Here is a 15,857-nt window from a genome sequence, read left to right as displayed (position 1 = left end):
ACTATGCTGTCATGAAAAGAACTTCAAAGAAGGGAAGTCACTGATGAAAAGGTATTGCTACATATGTGCTAGCTGTTTCTTGTTCTTGACCTTATCACCGTTTGCCCATGCAGAGAAAACAACCGAGTGGGTGGAACCAATCAAAGGTGAAGTCACTGATTTGTTTGGGACAAGAGGTGGTTCGCATAAGGGGTTAGACATTGCTGCACCAGAAGGAGAATCCATTTTTGCTGCAAGCGAAGGTGTGGTTACTCGTTCCTATGTATCTGCTACATATGGAGAAGTTGTATTTATTCGGCATCCCAATGGATATGAAACTGTCTATGCGCATTTAAATGCGCGTTTTGTGAAGAATGGTGATCATGTACAAACAGGGCAGCCGATCGGCATCATAGGCAACACAGGCGCTTCTAGGGGCACTCATTTGCATTTTGAGGTGCACAGGGGGAATTGGTCAGTTAGTAAAGAAGATGCAGTAGATCCGCTCACAATCATTGCAAGAGATCGTTTCCAAGAGCCAGCCCTTCATGTAGATGGATATGAGAAACATACATATGTCATACAACGAGGGGACACGCTCTGGTCCATTGCTAAAGCACATAAAATGACCGTTGATCAATTGAAGAAAATCAATGCACTGACAACGCATCTCATACGTACAGGTGAGCGATTAATCGTTTCAACAAAATAAACCTCATGCAAAAGCATGAGGTTTACCATTTTTTTATAGGTCAATCAGACGTACAGAAAGAATATCGCTCACTTCAGTTAAAGTTTGGACAATTTCATCTTCAAGGTGCTTGTCAAAAGAAAGCATCATGATGGCTTCGCCGCCTTTTTCTTTACGGCCTACTTGCATTGTTGCAATGTTCACATCGTGGTCGCCTAAAATCTTTCCAACTTGACCGATCACACCAGGTGCGTCAGTATGCTGAATATAGACAAGGTGCCCATCTGGGTAAAAGTCAATATTGAAACCATTAATAGAAACGACACGTTCACCTAGATGCGGGATATACGTTGCTTTTAATGTAAAGGTGGAAAGGTCACCTTTGACTTCAATGGAAATGCTGTTCTCATAGCCAGATTCGCTTGAAGAAATTTTCTCGCTAAAGCTAATGCCGCGTTCTTTTGCCACCATACCTGCATTGACTTCATTTACAGTCGAATCGACACGCTCTTTCAAAAAGCCAGAAAGCAGACTTTTTGTAATAAATGATGTTTCGAGTTTTGCGATAGATCCTTCATATGAAATGCTGACTTCTTTTACAGGTTCTCTCATCGATTGAGAAACAAGACGTCCAAGTTTTCCTGCAAATTGATGATAAGGCTGGATTTTTTTGAACTCGTCTTTTGTCATCGCTGGTAGATTAATAGATGACATAACCGGGAGTCCTTTTGCAAATTGAAGAACTTCTTCAGAGACTTGTGCCGCCACATTTAATTGTGCTTCTTTTGTAGATGCACCAAGATGCGGAGTGGCAATGACGTTTGGATGATCCACAAGTGGATTCTCAGTAGGTGGTTCTACTTCAAATACATCGAGAGCAGCCCCTGCGACATGACCATTTTCAAGTGCTTCAAGAAGGTCGCGTTCGTCAATGATGCCGCCGCGTGCACAGTTCACTAGACGAACACCTTTTTTCGTTTTTGCGATTGTTTCTTTATTGAGAAGTCCTCTAGTTTCTTTTGTTAAAGGTGTATGTACCGTAATAATATCTGATACTTCAAGCACTTCATCAAGTGATTTTGCATTAACACCAATTTTTTCGGCACGTTCTTTTGTGAGGAAAGGGTCAAATACGTTGACCGTCATGCCAAATGCTCTTGCACGCTGGGCGATTTCACTTCCAATTCTGCCTAAGCCAACAATCCCAAGAGATTTTCCGTAAAGCTCAGCACCGACATATGCGCCTCTGTTCCATTCTTTTGATTTAACAGAAATATTCGCTTGAGGAATATGACGCATGAGAGATGAGATCATCGCAAACGTATGCTCTGCCGTTGAAATCGTATTCCCATTTGGTGCATTGATGACAATCACACCGTGTTTTGTCGCTTCATCAATGTCAATGTTGTCGACTCCCACACCGGCACGGCCAACAATTTTTAATGAAGTCATTTTTTCATAAAGCTCTTTGGTCACTTTCGTCGCACTTCTGACAAGTAAGGCATCAAATGTGTGTAATTCATCTTCTGCTTCTGTTACATTTTTTTGGACAATTTCAACAAAATCTGATTCTAAAAGTGGTAAAAGACCGTCATTGCTCATCTTATCTGAGACTAAAACTCGAAACATCGTAAGATTTCCTCCTAAAATAAACGTCATAAATATCTGATAATTTACCATATTCCTTTTCACTGTGTCAATCAAATTAAAGCAGTAAAGCGAAAAAGAAAACACGAACATTTTTTAGTGTCTTGATCAAGAATGGACACCTTTAAACAAAAGATACCCAATTTTTAAGCATTTGTCATTATAAATTTTAGGTTTTTTGCGATTTCTTAAAACTGATGAATTTGCTCAGGATTTTTATCTGTACAAATGCTCATATATCATATATAATGATGTCGAATTGAATAATGATCAATCTTCGGGGCAGGGTGTAATTCCCTACCGGCGGTGATGAGGCATAGTCTCTAAGCCCGCGAGCCTTTTTTGGCAGGATTCGGTGTGATTCCGAAGCCGACAGTATAGTCTGGATGGGAGAAGATGGAGGTTCATAAACGTTAAAAACATGTCTGTTTATACGTTTATTTGTGTAGCCTAAATTTCCCGCTCCTGTGTATGTATTCAGAGCGGTTTTTTTGTGGCTAAAATTGAACAATCCTCTTTTCGAAAGATTTGATCGAAAAGGAGAGAGAATATTGAATCAAAGTAAAGTAAAACGTTTAGTCGTCATCAGTATGCTTAGCAGTATCGCATTTGTATTAATGTTATTAAATTTCCCTTTCCCTGGGCTTCCTGGGTATTTAAAAATTGATTTTAGTGATATTCCTGCGATTATTGCGATTTTAATTTATGGGCCAGGTGCTGGGATTGCTGTTGAAGCTTTAAAGAATCTACTGCACTACCTCATTCATGGTAGCATGTCCGGCGTTCCTGTGGATCAAGTAGCGAATTTTACAGCAGGTGTACTATTCATCTTACCGGTGGCTTTTATTTTTAAAAAGATTAAATCAGCAAGAGGATTAGCATGGTCTATGATCCTCGGAACATTACTCATGACAGTCATGATGAGCATCTTAAACTATTTCTTGTTCCTTCCTGCTTATACATGGTTTTTAAATGCACCCGTACTGTCAGATCATGTGCTAAAGGCAACCATTACAGCAGGGATCTTGCCCTTTAACCTGATTAAAGGAATCATCATCACCATCGTCTTTAGTTTCATTTTTGTCAAAATGCGTCCATGGTTTGAGAATAAACGCCGACTTCAAAATAGTTAATATAAAAAAAGCCCCTTTTAAAGGGGCTTTTATCCTATTCATGCTTAAGTGGATCACCATCGAAAGTTTCGTCCGCAACTTTAATTGAGTCAGTTGGGCAACCTTCAAATGCATCAAGCATATCTTCTTCAAGTACTTCTGGAACTTCTACAGTCCCCTGATTGTCATCAAGCGTGACAAATGCAATGCCTTCATCATCATAATCATAAATGTCTGGAGCAGCTGCACCGCATGCGCCGCAAGCAATACATGTGTCTTTGTCTACAATTGTATATTTTGCCATGTTAAAAAAATACCTCCCAGATTGTTCGATGGAACAAATGGTTTAACCTTTTTAGTTTCACCGATAAAAAACCAATTTCCTCAAACCTTATTGTAATGATTTTAAATTCACATTTCAACTGTAAAGTGATTGAGAATGCTTATCACATAAGGGTTTGTTCATAACTTTCCCCCATTAATTGAGTTTAAACATTTCTTCTTCAATGAAATCTGTTAAAATAAAGGGAGAAAATATTCGAATTTTGTCAGGAAGACAGGTGCTTTGGTCAATGACGATTCATTACTTGGATGTCATGTTGATGGACAGCGTACATAAATTGAACGGCGAACGCTCCATTAGTGCTGTCTACCATCTTTTTAAAGGAAAAAAATCATCACAAACGATACAGGATGCAAGTTTGTTTCAGCTTTCTAGCTACTTCGGCTGCTATCCAGCTTTTACGAGGGATCAGCTGAACCGCTCTGTACAAAGGCTAAAAGAGCAGCACTTCATTAGAAAGACAGGGGATACATTCATTGCCACAGATGCAGGAATAAGTATGATAAGGCAGTGTTTCACTGAAAAACCAATGCCAGTTTATTTTGATGGTGCCAAGTATCATGATAAAGCAAAGGTGTTATGGATGAGGCTGTCTTTACTTGTGCAAGTCCTTTCACATCATGCAGCGGGGTCACAACAATATGTGCCGATTCAAAGAGATGTATCGGTTCAAAGCTGGACGAAATCCTTTTTCTCGCAATATCACCAGAAGAAAAAGCTTTCTGAAGATATCCATCATGAGCTTGAAACACTTCTTGCTCATTTAACTGATCAAGAGGCACTGCTTTTTGTTTATTCATTGACTTCCAATGAAAGAATCGGACGGACGTACCAGCAAATGGCGGAATGGATGAAAGAAGATGTATGGTATGTTTACCTGCTTTTTTGGAATGTGCTCCATTATTTTATTCAATGTGCGCAAAAAGGTGAGGCACCGATCATCGAGCGAATAATAGATGATCTTCAATTCAAACGTGTGCTGACCACCTCTACCCATAAAACGCTTGAGCTTGTACAAAAAGGGTTCAGTATTGATCAGATTGCTCACATTCGTTCATTAAAAAAAGCGACAATCGAAGATCACATTGTGGAGCTCTCAATACATGAGCCGAGCTTCTCGATCGAACCATATGTCAGCAGTGAAGCTCAAAAGGCGATACATGAGGTAGCCGGTCAGCTCCAAACCAACAAGATGAAGCTGATTAAAGAAAGTCTCGAGCATTCATTTACTTATTTTCAAATACGCTTGGCATTGACAAGGATGGTGAAAGCAAATGGATAAGCTTCATCAGACACTGATGCGATACTTTGGTTATGATGCCTTCAAAACAGGCCAGGAGGACATTATTCAAAGTGTACTTCAACAAAAAGATACGGTTGCCATGCTTCCTACTGGTGGCGGGAAGTCACTTTGTTATCAAATTCCGGGCTATTTGACAGACGGGTTAGTGCTGATCATTTCGCCTCTTTTATCACTCATGGAAGATCAAGTGGAACGCATGAAAATGCGCGGTGAAAAACGAGTGGCTGCGCTTAACAGTACACTGTCCTTTCAGGAAAGAAGACATATTATTCGGCATCTGCCATCATATAAATTTTTATTTGTCGCACCTGAGGCGCTTATGTCAGAGATATTGTTAGAGCAGCTCAAAGCGATGCATGTGGGGCTATTCGTTGTAGATGAAGCCCACTGTATATCTGAATGGGGACATGATTTCCGCCCGGAATACTCCAAGCTTGGGGAATGGAGAGAAGTGCTCGGCAATCCTGTCGCCTTAGCACTAACGGCAACTGCGACGAAACAAACCTTAAAAGATACTGTGCAAACGTTGCGGCTAGAGCATCCAGATGTTCATATTCATTCAGTCAACCGGCCAAATATTGCACTATTAAAAGAGGCACATGAAACAAAAGAAGCAAAAGAGAAACGAGCACTTGAGCTTGTGGAAACCCTTCAAGTGCCTGGACTGATTTATTGTCCGACCCGGCAAATGACAGAAGATATTTCACGTTTGGTGAAACAAAAAACGCATCAACGTGTAGAGTTTTATCATGGCGGAATGGAGTCAGGGGACCGCATGCTGATCCAGCAGCAATTTATCAGCGGTCAAATTGATCTCATTTGCTGTACAAGTGCTTTTGGAATGGGAATTGATAAAGCGAATATACGCTTTGTGATTCATATGAGTCCGCCTCAGTCAATTGAAGCATTTATGCAGGAAATTGGAAGAGCTGGACGGGACGGGAAAAAAAGTGTGAGCGTTCTTTTATATACAGAAGAGGATGCGGATATTCAAAGTCATTTGATTCAAGCAGAAGGTTTTGATGACCCGGAAATTGATTTTTTCTTAGCCCGATTATCACAAGTGCCGATCAATGATGAAAAGAAATTACGTGAACAATTGATGGAAGCAGGGCTTCAGGAGACGCGCGCGCGAATGCTCTCACATTATTACATGATGTACCAAACTGAACAGCCCCGTTTGCTCATGAAGAAGCTGAAAGAAAAGCTGCAGGATAGGCAAACAGAAAAGCTAAAAAAAGTGTGGCAGTTTAAAGAGCATATCACTGGCCAACGCTGCTTTAGGCAATCTCTGTTATCATACTTTGATGAGCAGCTTGATCTAACGGAGGACGCTTCCTTTGGGAACTGCTGTTCTTCATGCGGACTTGACCTGTCTGATTACGAAAAAAAAGATCAACCATTGGAGCTGAATGAAATGAAACACTGGAAGACCGAGCTGGATCGTCTGTTTCACCTGACAAAAGAGGCGCAGCATTGATTGAACAACATCGCCGTATTATTGAAAAATTAACCGATCGACAAGTAGTGGAACAGTTGTATTTCACACAGCTGCTCATGCTGATTGTCTCTTTTTTACTAGGGATGTTTATGTTTGATCATTGGACTGATTTTACAGCTCTATGGCAGATCCATGATATGCGTATCCTAACTTATGGAATTGGCGGCGCTTTGCTTGTGATTATTGTCGACGCTATTGTCATGAAGGTGTTTCCGGCTCATATGTATGATGATGGCGGATTAAATGAAAAAATGTTCAAAAACCGCAGCATCCCGCATATTGTTTGGTTAACGCTGCTCATTGCCTTTTCAGAAGAGATTTTATTTCGCGGGATCGTTCAGCAACAATTCGGACTGGAGATTGCAAGCATCGTGTTTGCACTTCTTCACTTTCGCTACTTGTCAAAAATACTCTTGTTTATCCTTGTGGTTTCTATTAGTATTTTTTTAGGACTTTTATACGAGTGGACAGGAAATTTATTCGTTCCTGTCATGACACACTTTGTCATTGACTTAGTCTTTGCATGTCAAATTCGTTTTAAATATTGGGGGAGGGATGAACATGGAAGAAATGTCGAGAATGAAGAGAAAAAAGCAGCAACTGACAAACATCCATGATGATGATGTAGAGGAAAATCTTGAAGAAGAAAAAGTGCATCCTTCAGATGACTCTCATTTTCCTACACGAGAAGATTTTCATGAATATAAAAAACAGCGAACCAAAAAGGTTCGTAATCCATTGTTTACGACACTGGCTATTATCTTTCCTATTATTGTCGTCACGGTTTTCTTCCTGTTGATTTATTACACATCAAAGGAAATTAACCATAATAACAATCAAGGTGTATATATTGATAAAACATCGAGTGCTGACACAGACCCAGTCCCGTCAGCACTTGTTGAAACAAAAAATGATTCAAGCGCTGACAAAGCGGATGCATCTGATGACGAGAAGAAAAAGAAAGATGCTGATAAAGAAAAGCAGCGTTCAAAAGAAAAAGCAGAGCAAAAGAAAAAAGAACAAGCAGCTAAAGAGAAGGCTGAGCGTGAAAAGGCCGAAGCTGCAAAAAAGCGTAAGCAGCAGCAGCTCGCTCTTCAAAAACAGCAGGAAGAGAAAAAGCGAAAAGAAGCAGAAGAGAAGAAGAAGCAGGAAGAAAAGCCTGTTCGTGTCGTGCAGCATACTGTTGGGCCAGAGGAAAACTTGTATCGAATTTCCATGAAGTATTATCAAAACCGATCAGGGGAAGAGAAAATTCGAGCTTACAATCATTTAAAAGGAAATAGCGTGTACAGCGGACAAGTATTGAATATCCCATTAGAAAATTAATATTTGACATGAATGAATGAAAAAGCACATACATATGTAGAAAAAAGGGACAAGGGTGTATGTGATGACATTGCACGCAATCAGCCGCTATATGGATCAGCCGACACAGAAAATGATTGAAACATTGATCAAAAGGAAGCGCAAATACGAGGGGTTTGCAAAACAATGCAAAAGGTGGCAATGGACAGCCCTTTTATCACTTGCGATTCTTCTGTTTTATTTTGTGATAACAGCTAACAGTGGGGGCTCCCTGCAGCCAGAAGCGATGATTGCCACATTGCTTGGCCATGAGGTGTTTCTGTTTTGGATCATGGCTGAAGTGTTTGCTTTTTACGCATCGTATTATTATAAGAAAAAAGAAGAAAAGGCTGAGGATGAATATCATAAGCTCAGATGTGAAATTATACAGAAAAGCACAGATTTATGGCCTCAATCAAATCAGTGGAAAGAGCGCGAGGCCGTTTTCCACTTCATGCAGACGCAATATGACATCAACCTCTATTATGAAAGTAAATAAATGAGCAAAAGACGTTTAAACAGTTGAAACGTCTTTTTTCATTCAAGCGTCCTATAAAAGAAAGCTGATACAAGGGAGTCATTCATAATGAAATATGCCATCGGATTTACTGCTGCCATAGCAGCTGTGACAACAGGTGTGTGTGTAACAGCGAAAATGGTGAAAACGGCAAAACAAAACAACATCAAAAAGCATTACTTTACAATAGAAGGACTTCAGTCAGATCGACCTGCTGTCATTTTCTTTATTTCTGATACACATCGCCGTCTGATTAGCGATACTTTATTAGCGGAAGTGGAAGAGCAGCAGCCGGATGTCATTATGATCGGCGGGGACTTAGCTGAAAAGGGAGTCCCTTATGCCAGAGTCGAAGAAAATGTGAAACGTTTAGCAAGGATTGCCCCGGTGTATTTTGTGTGGGGGAATAATGACCATGAGCTGCATCAGCAAAAACTCAAAGACATCCTCCATACCTATCAGGTGACGACATTGCAAAATGAGACGGCTGTTTGGGATTTTGAAGGACAGCCCATTAAAATAGGTGGAATTGATGATATAAGGCTTGAAAAAGCAGATTATGAAGCGATCCGGCCGGAGTTTGCTAAAGAAGATGTGAATATCCTTTTATCACACAACCCAGATGTGCATCACTTGATGAGTGAAGAAGAGGGAATTGATCTTGTTCTGAGCGGTCATACCCACGGGGGTCAAATTCGCATTGGGAAATTTGGACCGTATGAAAAAGGGAGAACTGGCCAAGTCAAAGGTGCTTTCTTTCTGATTAGTAATGGCTATGGAACAACAAAGATTCCGATGCGTCTTGGAGCAGAACCAGAAACCCATCTGATCTATTTAATGCCGCTAAAAACGCGCTAAGTTGATGCTCCATCAATATTTTCCATAAAAGTCACCGTAAGCATAGCTTCATGCTTGTCTTCCGTCTTGACACAGTGTAAACTGAATACAAAATTAAGAACCTATGACTCATCATCTCATATACTACAGTATGATGTGTGTTAGAAGAGGCAGGAGGGAACGTTATGCGGCTAGAGCGTCTGAATTATAATAAAATCAAAATTTTTCTCACACTAGATGATCTGACAGACCGAGGTCTTACGAAAGAAGACCTTTGGAAAGATTCGTTCAAAGTTCATCAGCTGTTTAAAGACATGATGAACGAAGCGAATCAGGAGCTCGGTTTTGAAGCGAATGGACCGATTGCTGTTGAAGTATTTTCTCTTCAGGCGCAGGGGATGGTCGTCATTGTGACAAAGAGTCAGCAGGAAGATGCTGATGATGAGTTTGATGAAGATTACATTGAGATGCAAGTCAAGCTCGACGAGAGCAAGCATGTGCTCTATCAATTTGCCTCGTTTGAAGATGTGATTCAACTGTCCCATAGTTTAAGTCGTATTGGACTTTTAGGGGGTACAGTTTACCATTATGAAGGTCAATATTTTCTCAGCCTAGATGATTTCGAAGAACTGTCTGCAGATACGGTCATTTCGATTTTAGCGGAGTTCGGTTCACCGACGACATTAACCATTCACCGGTTAAAAGAATACGGAAAAGTGATCATGCAGGAAGATGCAGTGAAAACGATTCAACTGTATTTTTAATCACTTTTTTCTATTATATTTAATACTGTTGTGATGAAACAACAGTATTTTTTTATATCCATTTTTATATTTATAAACGCTGATATTTTATTTTGATAAAAAACGCTTTTTACCTTTGCTTTACCAGTACGAAGGTGTATACTATTGCTTGAAAGGGAGCAGTAGATCATGAAAGATTTCTAGGGGGTTTATTTTAATGGCAGCCGATCAAAACGCCGCTCATAACGCAGAAGATAAGCTAGATGTTTTAAAGTCAACTCAAACCGTCATACATAAAGCGCTTGATAAATTGGGCTATCCGCAAGAAGTGTATGAATTGCTGAAGGAGCCAATTCGCCTATTAACGGTCAAAATTCCAGTACGTATGGATGATGGATCGGTGAAAATTTTCACTGGTTATCGTGCGCAGCATAATGATGCTGTCGGTCCAACAAAAGGCGGAATACGATTCCACCCGAACGTTACTGAAAAAGAAGTAAAAGCGCTTTCAATTTGGATGAGTTTAAAATGTGGTATTGTGGATCTTCCTTATGGCGGAGGAAAAGGCGGTATTATCTGTGATCCAAGAGAAATGTCATTTAGGGAGCTTGAAAAACTAAGCCGCGGCTATGTTCGCGCAATTAGCCAAATCGTTGGACCAACAAAAGATGTTCCAGCACCAGATGTGTTTACAAACTCTCAAATCATGGCATGGATGATGGATGAGTATTCTAGAATTGATGAATTTAACTCGCCAGGATTTATTACAGGAAAACCAATTGTTCTTGGAGGCTCACATGGACGTGATACTGCAACTGCAAAAGGTGTAACGATCTGTATCAAAGAAGCGGCGAAGAAAAAAGGAATTGACATCAATGGGGCTCGTGTTGTCGTTCAAGGATTCGGAAATGCAGGAAGTTACTTGGCTAAATTTATGTATGATGCCGGAGCGAAAATCGTAGGAATTTCTGATGCTTACGGCGGTTTGTATGATGAAGATGGTCTAGATATTGACTACTTGCTTGACCGACGTGACAGCTTTGGAACCGTCACTAAATTATTTAATGATACAATTACAAACCAAGAGCTGCTTGAGCTAGATTGTGATATCTTAGTACCTGCAGCCATTGAAAACCAAATTACAGAAGATAATGCGGCGAACATTAAAGCCAAAATTGTCGTAGAAGCAGCAAATGGACCAACGACATTGGAAGGGACAAAAATTCTTTCAGATCGTGGTGTACTGCTTGTTCCAGACGTCCTTGCAAGTGCGGGTGGAGTGACTGTTTCTTACTTTGAATGGGTTCAGAATAACCAAGGGTTCTACTGGACAGAAGAAGAAGTGGAAACTCGTTTAGAAGATATGATGGTGAAATCATTTAATAATATTTATGAAATGGCGCAAAACCGCCGTATTGATATGCGACTAGCAGCATATATGGTCGGTGTACGTAAAATGGCTGAAGCTTCTCGATTCAGAGGCTGGATTTAAGCGGCTTATTTGCATCGCGCCTTAAAATCTCCTATCCTTAAATAGGAGATTTTTTTATGGAATCATGCAAAGAATGAAACAGCCGAGCAATTGTTATTGCAGTGAAACGACAGGAGTGGAACAAATGAAACAAGAAAAAGCGATCATAATAGGAGGCGGCCCGTGCGGTCTATCAGCTGCCATTGCATTCAAGCAAATTGGTATTGATGCACTTGTGATTGAAAAGGGCAATGTGGTCAATAGTATTTATCATTACCCTACACACCAAACCTTCTTCAGTACAAGTGAAAAGCTTGAGATCGGTGATGTCGCTTTTATCACTGAAAATCGGAAACCCGTTCGTATTCAGGCGCTTTCCTATTACCGAGAGGTGGTCAGGCGAAAAAGCCTTCGTGTGAATGCTTTTGAAAAGGTAAACGCTGTGACGAAAAAAGATGGCCGTTTTACGGTAAATACATCAAAAGACGACTATACATGTGACTATGTTGTGATTGCGACTGGCTACTATGATCATCCTAACTATATGAATGTAAAAGGGGAAGACCTTCCTCATGTGTATCATTATTTTAAAGAAGGACACCCCTACTTTGATAAAGATGTGACGGTGATCGGCGGGAAGAACTCTAGTGTTGATGCTGCCCTGGAACTTGTGAAATGCGGAAGTAGGGTGACGGTTTTATATAGAGGAACTGAATATTCATCCAGCATCAAACCTTGGATTTTACCAGAGTTTGAAGCGCTTGTTCGAAATGGCACCATTCGAATGGAGTTTGGTGCAGAGGTGAAGGAAATCACAGAACAGGATGTTGTCTTTACAAACCAGCAGGGCCAAACGGATCGAGTGAAAAGTGATTATGTGTTTGCGATGACAGGTTATCATCCTGATCATTCATTTTTAGAAAAAATGGGTGTAACTATCGATCCAGAATCAGGCCGCCCAGCATTTGATGAACAAACAATGGAAACAAATGTAGAAGGTATTTTCATTGCAGGGGTCATTGCAGCTGGTAACAACGCCAACGAAATTTTCATTGAAAATGGAAGATTTCATGGCGGGTTGATTGCAGAAGAAATCAACAAAAGAATCAACGGGTAAAAAAAGAACTGGGTCCTTCTAAGGGATTCAGTTCTTTTTTATGTAAATTGGGATTATATAGAAGATTATTTTTGGGAAAATGGGCTCGAGTCATATAAAAAAGGGGTGATTCGTGGTACGATAATAAAGGATAATGTAGGGAAAGAGGTCTGATTATGATCGCAATCATTTCAGCAGGTTTAGCTCCCGGCATCGCACTTTTAAGTTATTTTTATTTGAAAGATCAATACGACAATGAGCCGGTTCATATGGTCATCAGATCTTTTATGCTAGGTGTCATACTTGTGTTTCCAACCATGTTTATTCAGTATGTCCTCCAAGAGGAAAATATCGCCACGAATCCTATCGTGATTTCATTTGTGACATCGGGTTTTTTAGAAGAATCATTAAAGTGGTTTATTTTAATGGTCAGTGTCTATGCGCACGTACAGTTTGATGAACACTATGACGGGATTGTCTATGGAACAAGTGTCTCGCTTGGATTTGCGACACTTGAAAATATTCTGTACTTAGTTGGTCATGGGGTAGAGTACGCGTTTACACGTGCCTTGCTGCCTGTATCAAGCCACGCTTTATTTGGTGTGGTGATGGGGTTTTATATAGGTAAAGCCCGCTTCTCTCATAAAAAAGAACAGCGAAAATGGCTGATTCTCTCTTTAATACTTCCTATCCTTTTTCATGGCTTATATGATTTCATTCTTCTCGGCATGAAAAATTGGGGATATATTATGTTACCGTTCATGATTTTTTTATGGTGGTTTGGTCTGCGGAAAGCAAAAAAAGCCCGTGCGGTAAAGATGGTACAAATTTAAATTGGAAAACGTCCTATACGTCTTTAGGGCGTTTTTTGTCTTTTCCATCCAATTCCCTCCTGTGGTGAATGTATAAAAATAGGGATCGGAAGAAACATATATTCAAACATCAAAAGTACAGGAGGATCAAATATGGACAAAGCTCGTTTCATGAAACAAATCGTCCTTATCTTCTCAATTGTTCTGCTCGCGTCTTCATTGATGACAGCTGAAAAAAGTGAAGCTTTCACGAATCAAGTGATTCAGCGGGGAGCTACAGGAGAAGATGTCGTCGAGCTCCAGGCAAGGCTCCAATACAATGGTTTTTACAATGGAAAAATAGACGGGGTGTATGGCTGGGGAACTTACTGGGCCGTGCGCAATTTTCAAAGCCAGTTTGGTGTACAGAAAGTCGATGGTCTCGTAGGGGAGAAAACAAAAAGCCTATTAGTTCAAAAGACGAAATACTACAAAGAGTTTGTGCAGCAGCAGTTGCAAAAAGGGAATCAGTTTACGCATTATGGCGGGAAACCTCTTGATCAGCAAACAAAGGCTCCTGCGCAAAGAAAGACGGCACAAGGTGCAAAAGAGAATCAAAAAAGTCAAAGTGGAGGAAACAGCTCGTCTAAGAAGTCTGGAAACCAGTCAGGAAATGGTCAAGCAAATCAAACGCCGAAACAAACGGCAGCCAACATGCCAGGTGGTTTTTCAAGCAATGACATTCAGCTTCTTTCACAAGCTGTTTATAGTGAAGCGAGAGGTGAACCTTATGAAGGGCAGGTGGCGATCGCAGCCGTTATCTTAAACCGTTTAAACAACCCGACCTTTCCAAACACAATTGCAGGTGTCATTTTTGAACCACTTGCGTTTACCGCTGTAGCAGATGGACAATTTTATATGGCGCCAAATGAAACCGCTAAAAAGGCAGTATTTGATGCTATTAATGGCTGGGACCCATCTGAAAGCGCCGTTTATTACTTTAATCCTGATACAGCGACAAGCCCATGGATTTGGGGAAGACCACAAATTAAACGAATCGGGAAACATATTTTCTGTGAATAAAAAGAGGTGTAAATAAATGATCAGAGGAATATTGATTGCTATTTTAGGAATTGCTGTCATCTCAACAGGATATTGGGGCTATAAGGAGCACCAAGAAAAAGATGCGGTGCTGCTTCATGCAGAGAACAACTATCAAAGAGCCTTCCATGATCTAACGTATCAAGTTGATCAGCTGCACGATAAACTCGGCGCAACACTTGCGATGAACAGCCAAACATCTATCTCTCCAGCACTGGCAGATGTATGGAGAATGTCATCAGAAGCACATAACAATGTCAGCCAGCTTCCGCTCACATTGATGCCTTTTAACAAAACAGAAGAGTTTCTAGCGAATGTCGGTGACTTTAGCTACAAATCGTCACTTAAATCTTTATCAGATGAACCATTAAACAAAGATACACACAAAACCATTACCACTTTATATGATCAAGCGGCAGATATTCAAAACGAGCTTAGACAAGTGCAGCATCTCGTACTCAACAAAAATTTAAAATGGATGGATGTTGAAATGGCACTGGCTGATGGAGATCGTAAAAACGACAACACCATCATTGACGGATTAAAAACCGTTGAGAGGAATGCTGATGCGTTTGCAGATGTTGATCTTGGCCCTACAAATGTGTCAACTGAATCAGAAACGCAAGGTTACAATCATTTAAAAGGCCAAAAGATTTCAAAAAAAGAAGCGATCCGCATCGCCCAGCAATTTGCACCTGACCATAACCAAGATTTTAAGGTGAGAAAAAGTGGGAGTAAAACGAACCGTGATGTCTACAGTCTGTCAATGTCTGACCCAGATAGCCGGGCAAATTTTTATATAGACTTGACTGAAAAAGGAGGCCATCCTGTCTATCTCCTTCAGAACCGTGAAGTGAACAAACAAAAAATCAGTTTAAATGATGCCTCAGAAAAAGCACTAAGTTTCTTAAAGAAGCATGGATTCGATACTAAATCGTTTCATTTAGATGAGAGTGCGCAATTTGATAATATCGGCGTATTTACCTATGTTCCTTTACAGAATAACGTATTGCTTTATCCAGATAGTATTCGAATGAAAGTCGCTTTAGATGATGGAGAGGTTGTGGGATTCTCAGCGAAAGACTATTTAATGAATCATAGAAAACGTGACATGAAAGCACCAAAAATTTCTCAAAAAGAAGCTGAAAAGACTTTAAATAAACATGTGAAGATCGAGGATACACATGTAGCTCTTGTTCAAAATGATATGTCAGAGGAAGTTCTCTGCTATGAGTTTTTAGGAACCATTAAAAACGACACGTACCGCATGTTCATTAATGCAGATACTGGAAAAGAAGAAAGAGTAGATAAACTAAAAAACGCAGAACCTATATATAAAGACCTATAAAAAGGGAAATGAGGAAAAGGCGAATAAGCCTTT

Annotated in this window: 16 protein-coding genes and 1 riboswitch; of the genes, 14 read left to right on the top strand and 2 right to left on the bottom strand. The window is 40.2% G+C overall.

What is annotated here, in order from left to right:
- The first annotated feature begins 43 nt into the window (after window positions 1–43).
- Window positions 44–691: a peptidoglycan DD-metalloendopeptidase family protein gene (locus tag NST57_RS11265; protein ID WP_142155399.1), complete on the top strand. Its 648-nt coding sequence runs from the start codon at window positions 44–46 to the stop codon at window positions 689–691.
- Window positions 692–724: 33 nt separating this feature from the next.
- Here the strand turns inward: NST57_RS11265 and serA are convergent, their stop codons facing one another.
- On the bottom strand, window positions 725–2,299 hold the full coding sequence (serA, locus tag NST57_RS11260; protein WP_017359773.1) for a phosphoglycerate dehydrogenase: 1,575 nt from the start codon (window positions 2,297–2,299) through the stop codon (window positions 725–727).
- A 287-nt stretch (window positions 2,300–2,586) separates the two neighbouring features.
- Window positions 2,587–2,719: riboswitch (FMN riboswitch) on the top strand.
- Window positions 2,720–2,868: 149 nt separating this feature from the next.
- Between serA and NST57_RS11255 the strand changes: the two genes are divergently transcribed.
- Window positions 2,869–3,450 (top strand): ECF transporter S component, encoded by a 582-nt coding sequence (locus NST57_RS11255; RefSeq protein WP_008344490.1) that lies wholly within the window; start codon window positions 2,869–2,871, stop codon window positions 3,448–3,450.
- Between the two features lie 34 nt (window positions 3,451–3,484).
- Here NST57_RS11255 and NST57_RS11250 read toward each other — a convergent pair whose 3' ends face one another.
- Entirely contained in the window at window positions 3,485–3,733 is a 249-nt protein-coding gene (locus NST57_RS11250) for a ferredoxin (protein ID WP_008344492.1), read from the bottom strand.
- Between the two features lie 268 nt (window positions 3,734–4,001).
- Here NST57_RS11250 and NST57_RS11245 point away from each other — a divergent pair, with 268 nt between their 5' ends.
- The 12 genes from NST57_RS11245 to ypeB all read left to right on the top strand — a co-directional run bounded on the left by NST57_RS11245 (window position 4,002) and on the right by ypeB (window position 15,824).
- A complete protein-coding gene (locus NST57_RS11245; protein WP_142155398.1) occupies window positions 4,002–5,054 on the top strand; it encodes a helix-turn-helix domain-containing protein in 1,053 nt (350 codons plus the stop codon).
- Window positions 5,047–6,555: a RecQ family ATP-dependent DNA helicase gene (locus NST57_RS11240; protein WP_142155397.1), complete on the top strand. Its 1,509-nt coding sequence runs from the start codon at window positions 5,047–5,049 to the stop codon at window positions 6,553–6,555. The genes NST57_RS11245 and NST57_RS11240 overlap by 8 nt, the downstream gene beginning before the upstream one ends.
- Entirely contained in the window at window positions 6,552–7,193 is a 642-nt protein-coding gene (locus NST57_RS11235) for a CPBP family glutamic-type intramembrane protease (RefSeq protein WP_142155396.1), read from the top strand. The genes NST57_RS11240 and NST57_RS11235 overlap by 4 nt, the downstream gene beginning before the upstream one ends.
- Window positions 7,138–7,902: a LysM peptidoglycan-binding domain-containing protein gene (locus tag NST57_RS11230; protein WP_142155395.1), complete on the top strand. Its 765-nt coding sequence runs from the start codon at window positions 7,138–7,140 to the stop codon at window positions 7,900–7,902. The genes NST57_RS11235 and NST57_RS11230 overlap by 56 nt, the downstream gene beginning before the upstream one ends.
- Before the next feature lie 64 nt (window positions 7,903–7,966).
- Window positions 7,967–8,419 carry a DUF2663 family protein gene (locus tag NST57_RS11225; RefSeq protein ID WP_007500988.1) on the top strand — a complete coding sequence of 151 codons (453 nt, stop codon included), beginning with the start codon at window positions 7,967–7,969 and terminating at the stop codon, window positions 8,417–8,419.
- 87 nt (window positions 8,420–8,506) lie between these two features.
- Window positions 8,507–9,295: a metallophosphoesterase gene (locus tag NST57_RS11220; protein ID WP_142155394.1), complete on the top strand. Its 789-nt coding sequence runs from the start codon at window positions 8,507–8,509 to the stop codon at window positions 9,293–9,295.
- 164 nt (window positions 9,296–9,459) lie between these two features.
- On the top strand, window positions 9,460–10,038 hold the full coding sequence (locus NST57_RS11215; protein ID WP_007500984.1) for a genetic competence negative regulator: 579 nt from the start codon (window positions 9,460–9,462) through the stop codon (window positions 10,036–10,038).
- Window positions 10,039–10,234: 196 nt separating this feature from the next.
- Entirely contained in the window at window positions 10,235–11,509 is a 1,275-nt protein-coding gene (locus NST57_RS11210) for a Glu/Leu/Phe/Val family dehydrogenase (protein ID WP_007500982.1), read from the top strand.
- 124 nt (window positions 11,510–11,633) lie between these two features.
- Entirely contained in the window at window positions 11,634–12,605 is a 972-nt protein-coding gene (locus NST57_RS11205) for a YpdA family putative bacillithiol disulfide reductase (protein WP_017367512.1), read from the top strand.
- A 155-nt stretch (window positions 12,606–12,760) separates the two neighbouring features.
- The gene (gene prsW, locus NST57_RS11200) at window positions 12,761–13,417 is read left to right on the top strand and encodes a glutamic-type intramembrane protease PrsW (RefSeq protein ID WP_142155392.1); all 657 of its coding nucleotides are present in this window, start codon (window positions 12,761–12,763) and stop codon (window positions 13,415–13,417) included.
- Window positions 13,418–13,618: 201 nt separating this feature from the next.
- On the top strand, window positions 13,619–14,458 hold the full coding sequence (gene sleB / locus NST57_RS11195) for a spore cortex-lytic enzyme (protein WP_445818820.1): 840 nt from the start codon (window positions 13,619–13,621) through the stop codon (window positions 14,456–14,458).
- 16 nt (window positions 14,459–14,474) lie between these two features.
- A complete protein-coding gene (gene ypeB, locus NST57_RS11190; RefSeq protein ID WP_341298568.1) occupies window positions 14,475–15,824 on the top strand; it encodes a germination protein YpeB in 1,350 nt (449 codons plus the stop codon).
- The last annotated feature ends 33 nt before the right edge of the window (window positions 15,825–15,857 follow it).

The sequence above is a fragment of the Bacillus sp. FSL M8-0077 genome (genome assembly GCF_038050255.1).
In the GTDB taxonomy this organism is placed as follows: domain Bacteria; phylum Bacillota; class Bacilli; order Bacillales; family Bacillaceae; genus Bacillus; species Bacillus altitudinis.
Note: the sequence above shows the minus strand (reverse complement) of the source record. Positions and strands in the feature narration are given on the sequence as shown.

Bases quoted from the DNA above. Each gene is read 5' to 3' on its own strand.
- NST57_RS11210 (WP_007500982.1), top strand. From the start codon at position 10,235: ATGGCAGCCGATCAAAACGCCGCTCATAACGCAGAAGATAAGCTAGAT.
- NST57_RS11245 (WP_142155398.1), top strand. From the start codon at position 4,002: ATGACGATTCATTACTTGGATGTCATGTTGATGGACAGCGTACATAAA.
- prsW (WP_142155392.1), top strand. From the start codon at position 12,761: ATGATCGCAATCATTTCAGCAGGTTTAGCTCCCGGCATCGCACTTTTA.
- NST57_RS11250 (WP_008344492.1), bottom strand. From the start codon at position 3,733: ATGGCAAAATATACAATTGTAGACAAAGACACATGTATTGCTTGCGGC.
- serA (WP_017359773.1), bottom strand. From the start codon at position 2,299: ATGTTTCGAGTTTTAGTCTCAGATAAGATGAGCAATGACGGTCTTTTA.
- ypeB (WP_341298568.1), top strand. From the start codon at position 14,475: ATGATCAGAGGAATATTGATTGCTATTTTAGGAATTGCTGTCATCTCA.
- sleB (WP_445818820.1), top strand. From the start codon at position 13,619: ATGACAGCTGAAAAAAGTGAAGCTTTCACGAATCAAGTGATTCAGCGG.
- NST57_RS11205 (WP_017367512.1), top strand. From the start codon at position 11,634: ATGAAACAAGAAAAAGCGATCATAATAGGAGGCGGCCCGTGCGGTCTA.
- NST57_RS11240 (WP_142155397.1), top strand. From the start codon at position 5,047: ATGGATAAGCTTCATCAGACACTGATGCGATACTTTGGTTATGATGCC.
- NST57_RS11220 (WP_142155394.1), top strand. From the start codon at position 8,507: ATGAAATATGCCATCGGATTTACTGCTGCCATAGCAGCTGTGACAACA.
- NST57_RS11265 (WP_142155399.1), top strand. From the start codon at position 44: ATGAAAAGGTATTGCTACATATGTGCTAGCTGTTTCTTGTTCTTGACC.
- NST57_RS11215 (WP_007500984.1), top strand. From the start codon at position 9,460: ATGCGGCTAGAGCGTCTGAATTATAATAAAATCAAAATTTTTCTCACA.
- NST57_RS11230 (WP_142155395.1), top strand. From the start codon at position 7,138: ATGGAAGAAATGTCGAGAATGAAGAGAAAAAAGCAGCAACTGACAAAC.
- NST57_RS11225 (WP_007500988.1), top strand. From the start codon at position 7,967: ATGACATTGCACGCAATCAGCCGCTATATGGATCAGCCGACACAGAAA.